A 19,144-nucleotide genomic window follows, 5' to 3' on the forward strand; every position below is an offset into this window, starting at 1 on the left:
GAGCGGATGAGGCGGTCCGTGGACGATGCTACGGCAGACGGGCGGCCCGGTGGACGCAGACGATGCAAATATGCGAAATCGACCCGTCTTTACAGTCGAACGGCCCGCCCCTCCACCACCGCCGGCGCCGTGGAGTGCGGGAGCAGGTCACGGGGGTCGGCCGGGAGCAGGACCTTGACCTCCGCGTCCTCGCAGAAACGATACGGCCGGTGCTCCAGGTAGGCCCCGAGGTACCTCCGCACCCGCGACATCTCGGCCCGAACCGTCACCGTGCGGGCCGGGTCGCCGAACATGTCCTCGGCCAGCCCGGCGGCACTGCGCCCACTGCGGTGCACCGCCAGCAGGTAGAGCAACTCCGCGTGCCGCGGGCTCAGTTCCCGCGCCCAGTCCTCCGCGCCCCCCAGTACCCGCACCGACCAGCGGCGCGGCTGCCCGAGGTCGATGACGATCCGGGTGGCGCCCTGCGGCACCGGCCCCGCCGTGGCCCGCACCAGCCAGCCCTCCGCCAGCGGCTCCACCGTGCACGCCCCGAACGCCGGCAGCCACCGCGCCCCCGCCTCCGGCGACTTGGGCAGCACCACCCGGTCCAGGTACGGCATCCCCGTCACCGCCGCCGTCCAGCCGTCCCGGTCCGCCACCAGCGCCCGCCCCTCCAGCCGGGCCAGCACCGGCGCCGCCACCGCCCGCAACCGCTCCAGGGACCGGGTGTGCAACTCCCGCAGCCGGGCCTCCGCCAGCTTGGCCACGGAGTCCACCCAGGCCAGCGTGGCCGGATGCATCGTCTCCAGCGGCCCGCTCACGTCGACCACACCGAGCAGCCGCCCGCTGCGCGGGTCGGTGATCGGCGCCCCGGCGCAGGTCCAGGTGGCCTGGGACCGGACGAAGTGCTCGGAGGCGAAGACCTGTACGGGCCGCCGGGTGACCGCGGGCGTCCCCACGCCGTTGGTGCCGACCACCTCCTCCCGCCAGTCCGCCCCGAGCTCGAAGCCGAGCCCGTCCGCCCGGCGCAGCACCCGCGCGCTGCCCTCCCGCCACAGCACCCGGCCGTCCTCGTCCGCGACCACCATGATGTGGTGGGCCACGTCCGCGACCGGCAGCAGCGCCTCCCGCAGCACCGGCAGGACGTGCCGCAGCTCCGAGGACGCGCGCCGCCGCCGTACCTCGTCCGGCGCCAGCAGCCCGGAGCGGAAGTCGTGCTCCGGATCGACGCCGCTGCGCAGCATCCGGTCCCAGGACTGCTCGATCACCGGCCGCGGCGCCACCGGAGCCCGCCCGCCGGAGAGTCTCGCGGAGCGGACCTCGCTGAGCATCCGGGCCGCGCGCGCCGTGTCGACGGCGGCGAACTGCGTCACGTCCATGGGCGAGAGCGCCACGGGACCTCGTCCTTCCGGAAGCCGAATGTTCGTCTCATAGTGACCGGTTGCCCATGCCCGGCGGGCACGGTCCGCACACAGCCGACCGCAAGTTGCAACCCCCTGCAACCCTGGTGGACCGCCTCGCGGGTGTCCAAACTTGAACCACGCCGTCCCGAGCGGCGTACGCGGCCTGATCGGGCCCGTGTGGCGGGGGTGGTGCCGTGTCGGCGCAGCACCACCCCCGCGCCACGCGGCCGGGATCAGGCCACCGGCCGGGCCCGCTCCACCACCGCCGCCAGGTCGAGCGTGGGCGGCAGCGTGCCGAAGGCCGCGCCCCCGTCGCCGCCCAGCCGCGAGGCGCAGAACGCGTCGGCGACCTCGGCCGGCGCGTACCGCACCAGCAGCGCGCCCTGGAGCACCAGCGCCAGCCGCTCCGCCAGCAGCCGCGCCCGCCCCTCGGCGGCCGCGAGGTCGGCCAGCTCCGTCAGCAGCCCCCGGATCGCCGCGTCCAGCCGGTGATCGGCCCCGCGCGCGGCGCCCACCTCCGTCAGATACGCGTCCAGTGCCGCGGGCTCCCGCTCCAGCGCCCGCAGCACCTCCAGTGCCTGCACGTTCCCGGCGCCCTCCCAGACCGAGTTCAACGGCGACTCGCGCACCAGGCGGGGCATCCCGGACTCCTCGACGTACCCGTTGCCGCCCAGGCACTCGGCCGCCTCCACCACGACCGGCGCACACCGCTTGGCCACCCAGTACTTGGCCGCGGGCACCGCGAGCCGCAGCAGCGCCCGCTCCCGCTCGTCCCCGGCCTCCGCGGCGTCGCAGGCCGCCGCGAGCCGCATCCCGAGCACCGTGGCCGCCTCCGACTCGAGCGCGAGATCCGCCAGGACGTTGCGCATCAGCGGCTTGTCGGCGAGCTTCCCGCCGAAGGCCTCCCGGTAGGCGCAGTGGTGCACCGCCTGCGCCACCGCCTGCCGCATCAGCCCCGCCGACCCCAGCACGCAGTCCAGCCGCGTCGCCTCCGCCATCCCGGCGACGGCGGCCGTCCCGCGCCCCTCCTCGCCGACCCGGCGCGCCCAGGTCCCGGCGAACTCGACCTCCGCCGAGGCGTTGGACCGGTTGCCCAGCTTGTCCTTGAGCCGCTGGATCAGGAACGCGTTGCGGGTGCCGTCCGCCAGCACGCGCGGCACCAGGAAGCAGGTCGGCCCTCCACGAGCCCGGGCCAGCACCAGGAAGCCGTCCGACATCGGCGCCGAGCAGAACCACTTGTGCCCGGTCAGCTCGTACGTCCCGTCCTCGGCCAGCGGCCGCGCCGACGTGGTGTTCGCCCGCAGGTCGCTGCCGCCCTGCTTCTCCGTCAGGCCCGTCCCGAACAGCACCCCGGCCTTCAGCCGGGCCGGCCGCAGCCCCCGGTCGTAGACCCGGGAGGTCAGCAGGGGCTCCCACTCGGCGGCCAGCCCCGGGTCGGCGCGCAGGACGGGCACCGCCGCGTGGGTCGTGGACAGGGGGCCGCAGACGCCCGCCTCCACCTGGGTCCACAGGACGAACCCCGCCGCACGCCGTACGTGCCCGCCCGGCCGCGACCGGGCGTCGGTCAGCCCCGCCGAGACGCCCTTGCCGAGCAGCCGGTGCCAGGAGGGGTGGAAGTCGACCTCGTCGACGCGGTGGCCGTACCGGTCGTGGGTGCGCAGCACCGGGGGATGCGCGTCGGCCTGCGCACCCCACTCCTGGGTCTGCGGCGCCCCGCAGCCGCGGCCCGTCCCGGACAGCTCCGCGACCGCCTCCTCGCGCAGCTCCGCCGCCAGATGCCGCTCGACGGCCTCCGTCAGGGCCCGGTCGGCGGCGAACACGTCGTAGCCGGTCAGCGGCGGCGCCTGATTCGTCACGGTGTGGGTACTGCCTGCCATGGACGTGAACCTACCCTGCCCCGGGGCCGCGGCGGACCCGGTCCGGGATCACCGGGCGTCCGTGGATGAGTGCCACCCCGAGCGCCGGATACCTTTAGGGCGTGCAGCCAGCAAGTGACTCCCCCGAACGGCCCTCGGGCCGGCTCCACCGTGCCCGAGTTCTGTACCGGAACGTCTCCAAACGCAGGACCGCCTGGCTGCTGCTCAAGGACACGGTCAACTCGTGCATGGAGTACCGCATCCTCGGCCTCGCCGCCGAAGCCGCGTTCTTCACCCTGCTCTCGGTGCCGCCCCTGCTGCTGAGCCTCCTCGGGCTGCTCGGCTACGTCGACTCCTGGATCGGCGCCGACACCACCGAGAGCCTGCGCACCAACATCCTGGACGCCTCCCGCGCGGTGCTCTCCGAGAAGGGCGTCAAGCAGATCACCGAGCCGATCCTGGACGACGTGATGAAGGGCGGCCGGCCCGACGTCATCTCCATCGGCTTCCTGTTCGCCCTGTGGTCGGGCTCCCGAGCGGTGAACGTCTTCATCGACACCATCACCGTGATGTACGGCCTCGACGGCGTCCGGGGCATCGTCAGGACCCGCCTGATGGCCTTCCTCCTCTTCATCGTCGCCCTGCTGATCGGGTCGATCGCGCTGCCGCTGATGGTGGCGGGACCGGACGCCGTGGTGCGGGTGGTGCCCTGGTCGACGACGGTCGTGCAGGTCCTGTACTGGCCGGTCGTCATCATCCTGTCCGTGGCCTTCCTGACCACGCTGTACCACGTGTCCGTGCCCGTGCGTTCCCCGTGGATCGAGGACGTCCCCGGCGCGCTGGTCGCCCTCGCCATGTGGGTGCTGGGCAGCTTCCTGCTGCGCATCTACCTCACCAGCACCGTCGAGGGCCCCACCATCTACGGCTCCCTGGCCGCGCCCGTCGCCGTACTGCTGTGGATCGGCGTGTCCGCGTTCGCGGTGCTCGTCGGCGCGGCGGTCAACGCGGCCATCGACCGGGTGTGGCCGGCCGCCGCCACCGCGGCCGCCCGCGAGGCCAACGAGCGGCTGCGCCAGGCCCAGGTCGCCGAATACGTGGCCCGCACCTCCGCGAACGGCGAGGGCGACCCGGACATGCCCTCCGAGTTCCCGGAACGCTGGTCCCGCTTCCTGCCGCCCGAGGACGTCACGGCCCGCCTGCGCACCCACCCGAAGAGCGCGCCGCCCGCGCACCACAACCACCATGACGGCGGTCACGGGCACGGGCACGGCCACGGCCACGACAAGCCCGAGGCCTCCTAGTACGCCTGTCGAGGGGCGGGCTCAGCGGCCGGTCAGCTCGTGGCGCGCCCGGGCCGCCGCGCCCAGCGGCACGGCGTCGTTGCCCAGAGCCGCCCGCAGCAGTTTGACGGGGTGCCCGCTGATCGGCGGTTCCGCGGCGAGCCGTTCCTGGATCAGCGGTTCGAGCAGTGTCCAGGCGCCGCTGACGCCGCCCCCGACCACGACCGTGCCGATGTCGACGAGGCCGGCGGTCATCACGATCGCGCGCGCGATCCCGGCCCCCGCCGCCGCGTACACGGCACGGGCGTCCGCGTCCCCGGCCCGGGCCGCGTCGGCCACCTCGCGTGCGGTCAGCTCCCGCCCGGTGCGCTCGCCGTAGCGCGCCCGCAGGGACCGGGCGGAGGCCAGCGTCTCCAGGTGGCCCCGGCCCCCGCAGGTGCACGGCAGGTCGCCGAAACCGGGGACGTGGCCGATCTCGCCGGCCGCGCCGTGGGCTCCGGTGCGCAGCTCTCCGCCCGTCCACAGCGCCCCGCCGACGCCGGTGCCCAGGGTCATGCCGAGGACGTCCTCCTCGCCCGCCGCCGCGCCGCACGCGATCTCGCCGCGCAGGAACGCGTTGACGTCGTTGTCGAGGAAGGCGGGCACACCCAGCGCGGTCCGCAGGGCGGCGGTCACGGGGAAGCCGGCCCAGTCGGTGAAGGAGTCGCTCGCCACCAGGACGTGACCGGAGGCGGCGTCCACCACTCCGGCGGCGCCGACCCCCACGGCGGCCAGCCGTCCCGGCGTGCGCGCCCGTACGACGGCGAGCGCGTCGAGTGCGGCGGCGATCATCGCCCGGCCGCCGCGGCCGGCCGGAGTGGCCGTCTCCGCACGGTCGAGCACCGTCAGTTCCCCGTCGCAGAGCACCACCTGGGTGCTGGTGCCGCCGATGTCCACCCCGGCGAAGACCGGCGTGTCGTGCCTGCTCACCCCTGCTCCTCCGTCCGCCCGGCGGCGAGGGTCGCCAGCCGCTCGGCCCGGCGGCCGCGCTGGACGACCGGGTCGGGCACGGGCACCGCCGCCAGCAGGCGCCGGGTGTAGTCGGTCTCCGGGTGGAGAAGGGTGGCCGACGTGAGTCCCTGTTCCTCGGCCCGCCCGGCCCGCATCACGACCACCCGGCGCGCGAACTGCTGTACGACGGCCAGGTCGTGGGAGACGAACAGGCAGGCGAAGCCCAGCTCCTCCTGGAGTTCGCGGATCACTTCGAGGACCGCTTCCTGCACGCTCACGTCCAGGGCGCTGGTGGGCTCGTCCGCCACCAGCAGCCGGGGTTCGAGGACCAGCGCACGCGCGAGGCTCACGCGCTGGCGCTGGCCGCCGGACAGTTCGCGCGGAGCGCGCCGGGCCATCTCCCGCGGCAGCCGGACCCGGTCGAGGACGTCGGCGACCAGCGCCTCCCGTTCCCTCCGGGACAGTCTCCGGCGGTGCACCCGCAGCGGTTCCGCGACGCATTCGCCGACCGTCATCCGGGGGTCCAGCGAGGCGACCGGGTCCTGGAGGACGACGCCGATGCCGGCGCGCAGCGCCCGCCGGGCCCGCGCACGGGTGGCGGCCAGGTCGGCGCCGAACAGGGTGACGGAGCCCGCCGTGGGGCCGATCAGGCCGAGCGCCACCCGGGAGGCGGTGGACTTGCCGGAGCCCGACTCGCCCACCAGGCCCAGGGTTTCCCCGGGGTGGACGGCGAAGGAGACGCCCTTCAGGGCGTGCACCGCGTGCTTCCCGCGGCCGAAGACCACGGAGACGTCCTTCAGTTCCACCGCCGGTTCTCCGGCGGCCGCGGCGTCGGGCTCCGGCGCCGGCCGCTCACCGGGCCCGTCGGCCTCGGCGACCGAGAGCCGCGGCACGGCGGACAGCAGCCGCTTGGTGTAGTCGTGCGAGGGACGCAGCAGTACGTCCTCGACGGACCCCGTCTCCACGAGGGCGCCCTGGTACATCACCGCGACCCGGTCGGCGAAGTCCGCGACGACGCCCATGTTGTGGGTGACCAGCAGGACCCCGGTGCCGGTCTCCGCCGCCAGCCGCCGCAGCAGGTCGAGGATCTCGGCCTGCACCGTCACGTCGAGCGCGGTGGTGGGCTCGTCGGCGATCAGCAGCGCCGGTTCGTTGGCGATGGCCATGGCGATGACGACGCGCTGACGCTGGCCGCCGGAGAGCTGGAAGGGGTAGGAACGGGCCCGCTGCTCGGGCTCCGGGATGCCGACCCGGCGGAGCAGTTCGACGGCGCGCTCGGCGGCGTCCGCCGCGGAGATCCGCCGGTGGTTGCGGATGACCTCGGCGATCTGCTTGCCGACCCGGCTGAGCGGGTCGAGCGCGGTGGCCGGCTCCTGGAACACCATGGAGACGGTCGAGCCGCGCAGCCCGGACAGCCGCTCCTCGTCGGCGCCGACGATGTCGGTGCCGTCCACGACGGCCCTTCCGGTGGCGCGGGCGTTGCCGGACAGCAGTCCCATGGCGGCCAGCGCGACGGTGGACTTGCCCGAGCCCGACTCGCCGACCAGGGCGAGCGTCTCGCCGGGCGCGACGTGCAGGGACACGCCGCGCACGGCCCGTACCGTGCCGGTCTCCGTGGTGAACTCGACGCCCAGGTCGTCGAGGTCGAGGATGTGCTCCCCGGCGACGGGAGCGGCCGGTCGTCGAACGGCGCTCATGCGCGCCCCCTCACGTCGAATGCGTCCCGGAGTCCGTCTCCGATCGCGTTGAACGCCCACACCACCAGGATGATGGCGAGGCCGGGTGGCACGATCAGCCACCAGTAGCCCGAGTAGGCGGCGGTCATTCCCGTGGAGAGCATGCCGCCCCAGTCGGTGGACGGGGGCTGGACGCCCAGACCGAGGTAGGAGACGTAGGCCACCAGCAGGATCGCGTCGGCGATCTGGAAGGTGGCCGCCACGATGACGGTCGACACCGAGTTCGGCAGGATGTGCCGGACGATGGCCCGCCCGTGGCCGCCGCCGATCGCGCGGAGGGTGAGGACGAAGTCCCGGTTCTTCAGCGTCAGGGTCTCCGCCCGCACCAGCCGCGAGGGCACCAGCCAGGAGATGAGGCCGAGGATGAGGACCAGGCCGGTCAGGTCCGGGGTGGTGATCGCGGAGACCACCAGCAGGATGAACAGGGCGGGGATGGCGATGCCCGCGTCCACCACGCGCATCATCACCGCGTCGATCCAGCCGCCCGCGTATCCGGCCGCGGCGCCCCACAGGGTGCCGATGACCGTGGCGAGGACACCGGCCGACAGACCGACGATCAGGGACACCTTGCCGCCGTACATCAGCCGGCCCAGCTCGTCGTGGCCGACCGCGTCGGTGCCGAGCCAGTGGGCGCCGCTCGGCGACTGGTTGACCTGCTGGAGCAGCGTGTGCGTCTGGTCGGTCTCGTAGACCAGCGGGCCCACGAAGCAGAACAGCACGAAGAACACCACCACGCCGAGCCCCACCACGGCGAGGCGGTTGCGCAGGAAGCGGCGGACCGCGAGCCGGGTGCCGGAGACGGCGGGCGCGGGCTTCGACTCGAGCCCGTCCAGGGAGGCGAGGGAGCTCATGACCGGCCTGCCTTCACTCGGGGGTCGATGACGCGCTGCAGGATGTCGGCCAGGAGGGTGCCGGTCACCGTGGCGATCGAGATGACCAGGACGCATCCCAGCAGCACGGGATAGTCGGAGGACTGGGCGGCGGTCCAGAACAGCAGGCCCATCCCGGGGTAGTTGAAGAGCTGCTCCACCACCAGCGCGCCGCCGAAGAGGACCGGTACGTAGTAGCCGAGCATGGCCACCACGGGGGTCAGCGAGTTGCGGAAGACGTGCCGCGTCAGGATGGCCCGGGGGCGGGTGCCGCCGGCCCGCGCCGTGCGCACGTAGTCCTCGGTCAGGTTCTCCAGCGTGGCCGAGCGCATGTAGCGGCTGAAGACGGCGACCATCGTGGCCGCGCCCGCCACCACCGGCAGCACCAGTCCCTGGGGCTGGGCGAGGATGTCGGCGACGCTGTTGCCCTGGGGTGCCTGGGCCGGGAACCAGGGCAGGACCTGGCTGAAGACGAGGACCAGGATCAGCCCGAGGAAGTACACGGGGGTGGAGTAGGCGATGAAGCTGAGCGTGGTGATGACGTAGTCGGCCGGCTTGTTGCGGCGGACCGCCTGCCACACGCCGAGCGGCACCGCGAACAGCAGGCCGATGACGGCCGACAGGACGGTCAGCAGCAGCGTCTTCGGCAGCCGCTCGGTGATCAGCTGGGAGACGGGTTCGTTGAGGGTGTAGGACATGCCGAGGTCGCCGTGGACCAGCTGGTTCAGGAAGTACAGGTACTGAACCGGCAGCGGCTTGTCGAGCCCCTGTTCGTGGTTGAAGGCGGCGATCTGCGAGGCGGTGGCCTGCGGGCCGAGGATGCCGCGGGCCGGCCCCCCGGGCAGGGCGTGCAGCAGGCAGAACACCACGACGGTCACGAGGAGGACCACCGCCAGGGCCTGGAGGACCCGCCTGATCAGGAAGGAGTAAGTGCTCATGGTTTTCCGGGTGGCTGGATGCGGACGGGGCGGCTGCGGGTGAGGCGGACCGGGCCCGGGCTCACTTCGTCCACGCCCACATGGCGGGATGGAAGTTGGCGAGGGAGTCCTGGGCGAACCCGCCGAGCCCGTCCCTGATCACGGAGACCTGGTAGTCGGGCTCGGGGAGCCAGATCACGGGCAGGTCCTCGGCGAGGGCCTTGCTGTAGGCGAGCATGGCGTCGGACGACGAGGAGGTCGTCGTCCGGTCGATCAGCCGGTCCACTTCGGGGTTGGAGTAGTTGCCGAAGTTGGAGCCGCCGCCGCTCGCGAAGAGCGCGTCACCGCTGGGGTAGGCGGGGAAGTACCAGCTGCCCGCGCTGCCGAAGAAGGAGAGCTGCCACTTGCAGGCGGGGTCGTCCGGCTCGCACTGCCCGGTCTGCGAGAGGACCGAGTTGACCGGCGCGGTCTTGATCTCGAAGTCGATGCCGGTCTCCTCGAAGGAGGACTGGAGGGCGCTCATCATGTTGTCCGTCTCCGTGGAGCCGGACTGGGCGAGCACCCGCATCCTGAACTCGGTGCCCTCCTCGACCCCCTCGCCGCAGTGCCCCGCGCCCTCGCCCGGAGAGGTGCACACCATGGTGCCGTCCTGCTCGGTCCAGCCGTGGTCCGTCAGCAGCTTGCGCGCCTCGGAGTTGGAGAACGGGTACGGCTCCGCCTTCTGCTCCTCGGAGAGGAAGGCGGACGGCTGCCCCTGCGGGACGGGACCGTACGTGGGGACCGCGGTGCCGTTGTAGAGCACCTCGGACAGGGTCTTCTGGTCGACCGACTTCTGGATGGCCTGCCGGGCGTACAACTGCTTGAAGACCGGGCCCATCTCCGGGTTGTTGAAGTTGTACGGCATGTAGGTGACGGCCCAGCCGGACCAGCGTTCGACGTGGTAGCCGAGGTCCGTGAAGGACTTCTTGATGCCGAGGTCGGAGGCCCGGATGTAGCCGTAGTCGACGGTGCCGGCCCGCAGCGCGTTCTCCTCGGCGGCCACGGTGGTGAAGGAGAGCAGGTTGATCTGCTTCACGTGGGCCGCGCCCCCGCCGTCGTACTTCTCGTTCTCGATCAACTCGACCCGGCCGGAGGTGGAGAAGGACTTGAGCCGGTACGGTCCGCTGACCTTCTTCCACAGCGGGTCGCTCGCGTAGTGGGAGATCTTCTTGCCGGCGTCGATCAGGTACGTCCAGACCTTCTTGGCGCCGGCCGCGGTGCGGTCGAGGTCGGAGACGGGCCCCGAGTCGCTGGTCTTGTCCCACGCGTGCTGGGGCATCACACGGATCATGCTCAGCTCGTCGGCGAGCATCCACTGCCGGTTGTAGGCACGGTCGAACTCGAGGGTGAAGTGCCGGTCGTCGAGGGTCTTGAAAGAGGTCCAGACGTCCGGTGCCTTGCCCGGACTGTAGCTGGCCCACGCCTTCTTGTTCGCCCTGACCAGGTTGTACCAGAACTCGACGTCCCGGGAGGTGACCGGTTCGCCGTCGCTCCAGTGGCGGTCGCCGAGGGTGATGGTGACGCTCTTGTTGTCCGCGGCGAATTCCGCGTCCGTCGCCAGGGAGTTGTCCTTGTTCCAGCCGATCTCGCCGGCGGAGCCGTCGTAGGCGATCAAGGGCTCCCACATGGCCTGGGATATGGAGGAGTTGTTGGTGTTGAGGTGCCCCGGCGTTCCGATCGGGACGATCCAGTTGGGGGTGAAGTTCGCCGGGAGGGCGTAGTTGATCTCGTTCTTCGAGCCCGACGGGGCGGAGACACCGCCCGTGCAGCCGCTGAGCAGCACACCCACGGCCGCGCATGCGCCGGCGACGAGCGCCCGGCGTCGGCGTGTCGCTGTGCGAGCAGGGGACATGTATCTCCTCCAGGTGAATGGCGTGGAGGTCAGCTAACGCCTGCCTCGGCGCAGGTACAAACAAAGTTGGGTAACAACTAAGTATCTCCGGTTCTGAAAAAAGTCCGGACGCTGTCACCGTGGCGATTTACTGGGCGAATACCCATTCACGGGACGGCGTTTCAGGCGTACTGTCTGCATCGGACCGACCGTGGGGAAGTAAGTACGTACATGAATGAAATAAGTACGCGGAGCCGGAAGACGGCCGGCACCTCGGCGCTGGCGGCGCGCGCCCTCGAACTCGTCGCCTCCGGCCGGGCGACCTCCCGGGCCCAGCTCGCCGAGCTGCTCGGTGCCGCGGCCTCCAGCGTCTCGGTGGCCGTGGCCCAGCTCGTCGAGCACGGCCTGGTCGCCGAGGAGGGGACCCAGTCCTCCACCGGCGGACGCCCGCGCAAGGTGCTCAGACTCGGCGGCCAGGACGAGTTCGCCGTCGCCGCCGACCTGGGCGGCAGACACGCCCGCGTCGGAGTGGTCCTGCCGGGCGGCGAGCTGCGTGACGTCTCCACCGTGCCGCTGGTGATCGCCGAGGGCCCGCAGGCTGCCCTGACCGGCCTCGCCGCCACCCTGGAAGAGCTGGTCGAACGCCACGGCAGGGCGCGGCTGCGGGGCGTCGGACTCTCCCTGCCCGGCCCGGTCGACACCGCCACGGGACGCGTCGTGCAGCCCTCCCGCATGCCCGGCTGGAACCGCTTCCCCGTCGAGTCCTGGCTCCGGGAGCGCTTCGCGGTCCCCGCAGTCGCCGACAACGACGCGAACTGCATGGCCGTCGGCGAGCACACCGCCCGCGAGGGCCGCCACCAGCAGGTGATCATGGTGAAGACGGGCACCGCGATCGGCGCCGCCGCCCTCGTCGACGGCCGGCTCTACCGCGGCGGCACGGGTGCCGCCGGGGAGATCACCCACATCCGCATCGCCCGCGGCGACCACGTGCCCTGTTCCTGCGGCAACACCGACTGCCTGGAGACGGTCGCCTCAGGTGCCGCCCTCGTCCGGGTGCTGCGGGAGGAGGGCGTCGATGTCAGCAGCGCCGAGGACGTGGTGCGGCTGGCCACCGACGCGCACCCGGAGGCCAACCGGGCGGTGCGCAGGGCGGGGGACTACCTGGGCCAGGTGCTCGCCGCCAACGTCAACTTCTTCAACCCGGACGCCGTCTACCTGGGCGGCATCCTCTCCACCGTCGAGCCGTTCGTCGCCGCCGTCCGCAGCCAGCTGTACGAGAGCTGCCACCCGCTGGTCACCGAACACCTCGCCATCGAACGCGCCGTCCTCGGCGCCGACGCCGGCCTGCTGGGCGCCGGACAGTTCGCCCTCCAGCGGGCGCTCGCGCAGGCGCTGCGCGAGGTCGGCGGAGCCCAGCTCGACCCGGACCGGTTCCAGACCCCCGCCACTCCCTGAGCGATCCCCGCACCACCCGTACGAGCACCACTCGCACGAGCATCACCAGCACGAGCATCACTCGCACGAGCACCACCCGCACGAACGAGGAGCCATGTCCCACCCCAGCACCCCCGCCTCCGCCCCCTCCCGCCGCCCGGTCGTCGCCATCGCCGGACTCGGCATCGAGTCGTCCACCTTCTCGCCCGCCCGCACCCAGGCCCCCGCCTTCCACCCCTCCCGCGGCCAGGAGGTCCTGGACCGCTACCCCTTCCTCGCCGCCGGCGAGGAGCTGCGCGAGGCGGCCGACTGGCACGGCGCCCTGGTCGGCAAGTCGCTGCCCGGCGGCACCGTCACCGCCGCGGCCTGGGAGGAACTCACCGGGGAACTCCTCACCCGGCTCGCCGCCCTGCCCCCGCTGGACGGCCTCTGGTTCGACATCCACGGCGCCATGACCGTCGAGGGCGTCGACGACGCCGAGGCCGTGCTCCTCGAGAGGGTGCGCGCCGTCGTCGGCGACGACGTGATCGTCTCCACCTCCATGGACCTGCACGGCAACGTCTCCCGCGCCCTCGTCCACCGCAGCGACCTCATCACGTGCTACCGGATGGCCCCGCACGAGGACCACATGGAGACCAAGGAACGAGCCGTCCGCAACCTGCTGACCCACCTCGCCTCGGGCGCCCCCCGCCCGCTGAAGGCGTGGGTGCCGGTCCCCGTCCTGCTGGCCGGTGAGCAGACCTCCACCCGGATCGAGCCCGCGAAGAGCGTGTACGGGGCCGTTCCCGAGGTCGAGGCCGACGAGGGCGTGATCGACGCGGCGATCTGGGTCGGCTACGCCTGGGCGGACGAACCCCGCAACCGGGCCGCGGTCGTCGTCACGGGCCACGACGAGCGGGCCGTGTCCGCGGGCGCCGAACGGCTCGCCCGCGGCTTCTGGGACGCCCGCCACGACTTCGACTTCGTCGCCCCCACCGGCACCTTCGACGACATCCTCGACGAGGCCCTGGCCGGCGAGCGACGCCCGTACTACGTCAGCGACACCGGCGACAACCCGACCGCGGGCGGCGCCGGCGACGTCACCTGGGGCCTGGCACGCCTGCTCGCCCGCCCCGAGTTCCAGAAGGAGGACGGGCCGACCGTCCTGTACGCCTCGGTGCCGGGCCCCGAGGCCGTCCGGCACGCCGCCGAAGCGGGCGTCGGCGCCACGGTGACGGTGACGGCGGGCGCCGAGGTCGACGACCGCCACGCCGGACCCGTCACCCTCACCGGTGTCGTGCACGCCGTCCGGCTCGGCGACCGCGACGCCCGCACCGAGGTCGTCGTACGCGTCGGCAGCGCCTACGTGATCCTCACCGAGCTGCGCAAGCCCTACCACCACGAGCACGACTTCACCGGCCTGGACCTCGACCCGCGCGGCGCCGACGTCGTCGTCGTGAAGATCGGCTACCTGGAGCCCGAGCTGTTCGCCATGGCCGCCGACTGGAAGATGGCCCTCACCCCGGGAGGCGTCGACCAGGACCTGGTCCGCCTCGGCCACCACCGCGTCCGCCGGCCCCTGTTCCCCTTCGACCCCGCCATGGCCGACCCGGACCTGACCGCCCGCCTGATCCCGGCCGCCGACCGGCCGCTGACCGGGGACGACGAATGAGCCCCCGACCCAGCCTCGAGATCGCCGTCGTCTCCCCGGCCGGCGCCCGCACCGCCCGCGAGAACGGGGCGGACCGCGTCGAGCTGTGCACCGCACTGGAACTCGGCGGCCTGACCCCCTCGACCGCGACGGTCGAGGCGGCCGTCGAGTCCGGGCCGCCCGTCCACGTCCTCGTCCGCTGCCGCCCCGGCGACTTCGTGTACGACGCCGAGGAGATCGCCCTGATGGCCGCCGAGGTGCGCAGCGCCCTGCGCGCGGGCGCCCGCGGCGTCGTCGTCGGGGCGCTGACCGCGGACGGCGGTCTCGACACCAGCGCCCTCACCGCCCTCGCCGACGCGGCTCGGGACACCGACCCCGCCGCTCAGGTCACGCTGCATCGCGCGGTCGACCAGGCGAGCGATCCCGTGGCCGCCGTCGCGGCGCTGCCGGGGCTCGGCATCACCCGCGTCCTCACCTCCGGCGGCGCGCCCACCGCGATCGGGGGAAGCACGGTGCTGGGCGCCATGGCCGCGGCAGCTCCCGGGACCGACGTGGCCGCCGGGGGCGGAGTACGGACGGACGACATCGCCGCTCTGCTGGCGGCGGGCGCCACCTCGGTGCACCTCTCCGCCAAGACCCGGGCGACCCCCCGGCGCGCGGCCGGCTGGGTGCCCCTCGGCGCCGGCGGCACCTCGGCCGACGACGACACCCACTTCCTCACCGACGGCACCGTCGTCGCGGCGGCCAGGAGAGCGCTCGACGACGCCGCCGCACGGAGTGAGGAGGTCCCGGGCACCCCTCGGTGACGCCCGGCGCGCCGAACCGGGACACTGGCACCGTGGACGCACTCGCCGGACTGCTGGAGGGCCCCAGGGCCCGTGGAGCCTTCATGATCCGCGCCTGCTTCGACCCGCCCTGGGCCGTGCGCGTCGAGGACGGGGCGCCGCTGACCGTGATGCTGATGGTCCGCGGCGACGCCTGGATCGTGCCGGACACGGGGGAGCGGCTGCGCCTGCGGGCCGGGGACCTGGCCGTCGCGCGCGGCCCCGACCCGTACGTCTGCGCCGACGACCCCGCCACCGCACCGCAGGCGGTGATCCTGCCCGGCGGTGCGTGCAGCTACCCCGACGGACGCCCCCTCAACGGCTCGATGGACCTCGGCGTACGCACCTGGGGCGACCGCGCCGACGGCGAGGCGGTCCTGCTCATCGGCACCTACCTCGTCCGCGGCGAGATCGGCGGCCGGCTCCTCGACGCGCTGCCGCCGCTGTTGTCCCTCACCTCAGAGGCGTGGGACAACCCCCTCACACCGCTGCTGATGAACGAGGTCACGCGGGACGAACCGGGCCAGGAGGTCGTCCTGGACCGGCTTCTGGACCTGCTGGTGATCGCCGCGCTGCGGGCCTGGTTCGCCCGGCCCTCGGCCGCGGCACCCGCCTGGTACCGGGCGCTGGGCGACCCGGTCGTCGGCCGGGCACTGCGGCTGCTCCAGGACGACCCGGCACACCCCTGGACCGTCGCGACCCTGGCCGAGCGGACCGGCGTCTCCCGCGCCGCGCTCGCCCGCCGCTTCACCGACCTGGTCGGCGAACCGCCCATGGGATACCTCACCGGCTGGCGCCTCGCCCTGGCCGCCGACCGGCTGCGCGACAGCGAGGACACCCTCGGCGCGATCGCCCGCCGGGTCGGCTACGGCAGCGCCTTCGCCCTGTCCACCGCCTTCAAGCGGGTGTACGGCGTCAGCCCGCAGGAGTACCGGGTCCCGACTCCGTCTCCGTCTGCCGCTCCCGCTCAGGCCCCGGCTCAGACCCCGGCCCCGGCGTAACCTGGCAGGCGTGTACGCGGAGCGGGCGTCCCGGCTGACCGGCGCGGTGGTGTGGACCAACATGCCGTCCGGGTCCGGTCCCGGACGGGTCCTCCCCGACGGCTGCATGGACCTGCTCTGGTACGACGGCCGGCTCCTGGTCGCGGGCCCCGACACCCGCGCCCATGTCACCGGGAGCGCCCAGGGACCGTGGGCCGGCGTCCGCTTCTACCCCGGCACCGCACCCGCCCTGCTCGGCGTCCCCGCCGACGCCCTGCGCGACCGCCGCGTCGACCTCACCGACCTCTGGCCGGCCGACCGCGCGCGGCGCCTGACCGACCGGGTGAACGCGGCCCCCGACCCGGCGACCGGCCTGGAGGAGGCCGCCCTGTCCCGGGCCGCCGACACCGCACCCCCGGACCCGCTTCTCGGCCGGATCGTCGCCGCCCTCGACGCGGGCCGCCCGGTCGCCGCCACCGCCGACGCGCTCGGCATCGGAGCCCGGCGCCTGCACCGCCGCTCCCTCGCGGCCTTCGGCTACGGTCCCAAGACGCTGGCCCGCGTCCTGCGTCTGCAACGTGCCCTCGCCCTGGCCAGGAACGGCACGCCCCTCGCCGAGACGGCCGCCCGGACCGGCTACGCGGACCAGGCCCATCTGGCGCGGGACGTACGCGAGTTGGCGCGTGCGACCCCCGGCGAGCTACTGCGCGGCTAGCGGCGCGAACAGGTCGACGCCGTGGCCGTCGGGGTCGTTGACGACGGCGTACCGCTGCCCCCAGGGAGCGTCCCAGGGCTCGCGCTCGCCCTTGCACCCGGCTCCGGTCAGTTCGTCGTAGAAGGCGTCCACCTCGGCGGGCGTGTCGCACAGCAGGGCGAGCGAGTGCCGCCCGCCCCCGGCCGGCGGCTGCCACCCCGGCGTGAAGGAACGGACGGACTCCTCGGTGTCCAGCAGCAGCCGGATCCCGCCCGGCAACCCGGCCTCGGCGTGCGGCTGCTCCTCGCAGCCCGGCGGGAAGGCGAAGCCGAGCCGGCGGTAGAAGGTCACGGAGGCGGCCATGTCGGAGACGACGAGGCCGATGGCGTTGAATCGTGCGGTCATGACGTCACCGTAGGCGGGGACGCGGCACCGGTCTTGAAGAAAACGGACGCCGGACCGGCCCGTCACGACGGCCGCCGGCCGCGGACCCGTACGGGGGACCGCGGCCGGCGGCCGGTCGCAGGCGCGGAGCTACGCTGCCGGCGTCACAGGGTCGTCTCTCCGGCGAGGCCGAAGAAGTCGTGCCACTTGCGGCCGTCGACGAACCCGTCCCGGCCGTTGGACACGTTCACGTACACGTCGGCTAGGTCGTTGTGGGTGAACGTGACGATGTCGGCGTTGCCGTCGCCGTCGTAGTCGCCGACGTACGGGAACTCGCCGTCGGGCGCGAAGAAGTCCGCCCACTTCTGGCCGCCGCCGAACACGGCGCCGTCCGACAGCGCCACGTAGACGTCCGCGGCCTCGCCTCCGGTGAAGGTGACGACGTCGTCGAAGCCGTCTCCGTTCACGTCGGCGACCCTGGGCCGCTCGCCCTCCGGCGCGAAGTGGTCGTGCGCCTTGTACGGGGCGCCGAACTTCCCGCCCTCGTTCAGGGCGACGTACACGTCGTTACTGGCGTCCTGGGTGAAGGCGACGATGTCGTCCAGGCCGTCACCGTCGACGTCGCCGACGGCCGGGAACTGGGCCCACGGCGCGAAGTCGTCGTGCCACTTCTGACCTGCGCCGAAGGCGCCGCCGTCCGAGAGGGCGACGTACACGTCGGCCGTGTCCTCGCGGCTGAACGTGATGATGTCGTCGATGCCGTCACCGTCGAAGTCGCCCACCGCGGGCACCTCGCGGCCGGGGGCGAAGTGGTCGTGCCACTTCTGGCCCGTGCCGAAGGACTTGCCGTCGGAGGCGGCGACGTACACGTCCGCGTTCGCGCCGTGGGTGAAGGTGACGACGTCGTCCTTCCGGTCGCCGTTGAAGTCGCCGGTCAACGGTGTCTCCCCGCCGGGCGCGAAGTGGTCGTTCCACTTCACCTCCCGGCCGTCGAACCCGTCGCCCGTGGACCTCGCGACATAGACGTCCGCCCGGTCGTCCTGGGTGAAGGTGACGACGTCGTCCTTCTGGTCGCCGTCGAAGTCGGCCGGGGAACCGCCCGCCATGCCGCCGCCGGTGAGCCGCACCCGCATCAGGAAGACGTTGTAGGGCTGCCACTGCGACATCGCGAAGTACAGGTAGGGACTGTTGGAGTCGGCCGACCAGGGGTGGATGAACGATCCGTACAGCTGGGGGTAGTCGGCGCCCGACGCGACCACCTGCTTGCCGCTCCACGGCCCCCACGGGGTCGCCGAGGTCCGCATCACGACCGAGCCGCCCGGGTCGTCCAGGTACATCATCACGAACCGGCCGAGATAGCGGCTGTACTGCACGGACAGTTCACCGACCGGACCACCGGCGACCGGCGTCGCGGCGTACGAGTCGGTCACCCAGTCACCGCCCGTCCAGTACCGGTAGGCACCGGGCTCCAGAAGCTGCCCCTCGGGGACACGGGACAGGTACGCGTCGCCGAAGCGGCCGTTCTTGGTGCCGTACAGGTAGACGTAGCCGCCCTGCTTGAGCATGGCCGCCATCTGGAACTTGTTGCCGAAGCCCGCGTCGTTCTGCCAGCGGGCGTCGGCGTCCTTCACCCAGTTCTCGCCGTTGTCGTCCGAGTAGGCGATGCCCGAGTAGTTGGTGAACCACTCGCCGCCCTTCGCGCTCCAGCGGCGCACCGACATGTAGTGCATGTACTGCCGGTCGCCGACCGAGATGCCGGCCGTGGGGATGGTGGTCAGCTCGTCGTTGTCGACGCGCTTGCACGGCAGGACCTGCTTGGCGTGGCCAGGACGGTCCGTCGCCATGCTGTCGATGTTCATGCCGTCGGCCAGATTGTGGTCCCCGCTGCGCGCCACCAGGTTGCAACGCCAGTCGAGGGTGGCCGGGTCGCCGACTGCGGCACCCGGTCCCGTCCAGCCGTTGCCGTACGAGTCACCGAACGCGGTGAGGATCTCGCCCTTGCCGTTGTCCCACATGATGCCGAGGTCGGTCGCCTTCAGCTGCCAGCGGGCATCGGTGGCGCTGGTGGAGCCGGGCCCGGTCAGCTTGGCCACTCGCTCGGCGCGCGACAGCACACCGGCGGCCTTGACGTCGGCGGTGGTGACTGCCTCGGTGGTCACGCCCGGTGCCTTGTCGTGGCCGGGCAGTTGTGCGGACGACGCGGTACCCGCGCCGGCGAACAGCGAGCCGACGACCAGCGAGGCCAGCGACAGTGCGGCCGGGAGGAGTCTCCCGGGTCTGCGATTCACAGAGGTTCCT

Annotated in this window: 15 protein-coding genes; 6 read left to right on the forward strand and 9 right to left on the reverse strand. The window is 72.9% G+C overall.

The features are described 5' to 3' along the window. Positions 1 to 89: 89 nt before the first annotated feature. Both Sco07f_RS10450 and Sco07f_RS10455 read right to left on the reverse strand, forming a co-directional pair. Positions 90 to 1,373: a GAF domain-containing protein gene (locus Sco07f_RS10450; RefSeq protein ID WP_108987644.1), complete on the reverse strand. Its 1,284-nt coding sequence runs from the start codon at positions 1,371 to 1,373 to the stop codon at positions 90 to 92. Positions 1,374 to 1,615: 242 nt separating this feature from the next. Further along, positions 1,616 to 3,259 carry an acyl-CoA dehydrogenase family protein gene (locus tag Sco07f_RS10455; RefSeq protein WP_108987645.1) on the reverse strand — a complete coding sequence of 548 codons (1,644 nt, stop codon included), beginning with the start codon at positions 3,257 to 3,259 and terminating at the stop codon, positions 1,616 to 1,618. 101 nt (positions 3,260 to 3,360) lie between these two features. Here Sco07f_RS10455 and Sco07f_RS10460 point away from each other — a divergent pair, with 101 nt between their 5' ends. Further along, positions 3,361 to 4,539, forward strand: coding sequence for a YihY/virulence factor BrkB family protein (locus Sco07f_RS10460; RefSeq protein ID WP_174855333.1), 1,179 nt, complete (start codon positions 3,361 to 3,363; stop codon positions 4,537 to 4,539). Between the two features lie 21 nt (positions 4,540 to 4,560). Here the strand turns inward: Sco07f_RS10460 and Sco07f_RS10465 are convergent, their stop codons facing one another. The 5 genes from Sco07f_RS10465 to Sco07f_RS10485 all read right to left on the reverse strand — a co-directional run bounded on the left by Sco07f_RS10465 (position 4,561) and on the right by Sco07f_RS10485 (position 10,921). Next, a complete protein-coding gene (locus Sco07f_RS10465) occupies positions 4,561 to 5,487 on the reverse strand; it encodes an ROK family protein (RefSeq protein WP_054099768.1) in 927 nt (308 codons plus the stop codon). Continuing rightward, positions 5,484 to 7,205: a dipeptide ABC transporter ATP-binding protein gene (locus Sco07f_RS10470; RefSeq protein ID WP_108987646.1), complete on the reverse strand. Its 1,722-nt coding sequence runs from the start codon at positions 7,203 to 7,205 to the stop codon at positions 5,484 to 5,486. Before Sco07f_RS10470 ends, Sco07f_RS10465 begins: the two co-directional genes overlap by 4 nt. After that, positions 7,202 to 8,095, reverse strand: coding sequence for an ABC transporter permease (locus tag Sco07f_RS10475; RefSeq protein WP_007445362.1), 894 nt, complete (start codon positions 8,093 to 8,095; stop codon positions 7,202 to 7,204). The genes Sco07f_RS10470 and Sco07f_RS10475 overlap by 4 nt, the downstream gene beginning before the upstream one ends. Further along, positions 8,092 to 9,051: an ABC transporter permease gene (locus tag Sco07f_RS10480; RefSeq protein ID WP_108987647.1), complete on the reverse strand. Its 960-nt coding sequence runs from the start codon at positions 9,049 to 9,051 to the stop codon at positions 8,092 to 8,094. The genes Sco07f_RS10475 and Sco07f_RS10480 overlap by 4 nt, the downstream gene beginning before the upstream one ends. Positions 9,052 to 9,112: 61 nt before the next feature. Further along, entirely contained in the window at positions 9,113 to 10,921 is a 1,809-nt protein-coding gene (locus Sco07f_RS10485) for a peptide ABC transporter substrate-binding protein (RefSeq protein WP_108987648.1), read from the reverse strand. Between the two features lie 210 nt (positions 10,922 to 11,131). Between Sco07f_RS10485 and Sco07f_RS10490 the strand changes: the two genes are divergently transcribed. The 5 genes from Sco07f_RS10490 to Sco07f_RS10510 all read left to right on the forward strand — a co-directional run bounded on the left by Sco07f_RS10490 (position 11,132) and on the right by Sco07f_RS10510 (position 16,483). Continuing rightward, on the forward strand, positions 11,132 to 12,355 hold the full coding sequence (locus Sco07f_RS10490) for an ROK family protein (protein ID WP_007445365.1): 1,224 nt from the start codon (positions 11,132 to 11,134) through the stop codon (positions 12,353 to 12,355). 94 nt (positions 12,356 to 12,449) lie between these two features. Next, positions 12,450 to 13,985: a M81 family metallopeptidase gene (locus Sco07f_RS10495; RefSeq protein ID WP_108987649.1), complete on the forward strand. Its 1,536-nt coding sequence runs from the start codon at positions 12,450 to 12,452 to the stop codon at positions 13,983 to 13,985. Further along, a complete protein-coding gene (locus tag Sco07f_RS10500; protein ID WP_108987650.1) occupies positions 13,982 to 14,770 on the forward strand; it encodes a copper homeostasis protein CutC in 789 nt (262 codons plus the stop codon). Before Sco07f_RS10495 ends, Sco07f_RS10500 begins: the two co-directional genes overlap by 4 nt. A gap of 32 nt (positions 14,771 to 14,802) precedes the next feature. Continuing rightward, a complete protein-coding gene (locus Sco07f_RS10505) occupies positions 14,803 to 15,789 on the forward strand; it encodes an AraC family transcriptional regulator (RefSeq protein ID WP_164138951.1) in 987 nt (328 codons plus the stop codon). A 10-nt stretch (positions 15,790 to 15,799) separates the two neighbouring features. Then, on the forward strand, positions 15,800 to 16,483 hold the full coding sequence (locus Sco07f_RS10510; protein WP_108987652.1) for a helix-turn-helix transcriptional regulator: 684 nt from the start codon (positions 15,800 to 15,802) through the stop codon (positions 16,481 to 16,483). On the opposite strand, the gene Sco07f_RS10515 is transcribed toward Sco07f_RS10510, so the two are convergent. Then, complete coding sequence (locus Sco07f_RS10515; RefSeq protein ID WP_087789139.1) at positions 16,469 to 16,867, reverse strand: VOC family protein; 399 nt, start codon at positions 16,865 to 16,867, stop codon at positions 16,469 to 16,471. The genes Sco07f_RS10510 and Sco07f_RS10515 overlap by 15 nt on opposite strands. 143 nt (positions 16,868 to 17,010) lie before the next feature. After that, positions 17,011 to 19,134, reverse strand: a complete 2,124-nt coding sequence (locus tag Sco07f_RS40355; protein WP_244942027.1) for a DUF5005 domain-containing protein — start codon at positions 19,132 to 19,134, stop codon at positions 17,011 to 17,013. Between the last annotated feature and the right edge of the window lie 10 nt (positions 19,135 to 19,144).

The sequence above is a fragment of the Streptomyces coelicoflavus genome, assembly GCF_003112555.1.
GTDB lineage: Bacteria > Actinomycetota > Actinomycetes > Streptomycetales > Streptomycetaceae > Streptomyces > Streptomyces coelicoflavus.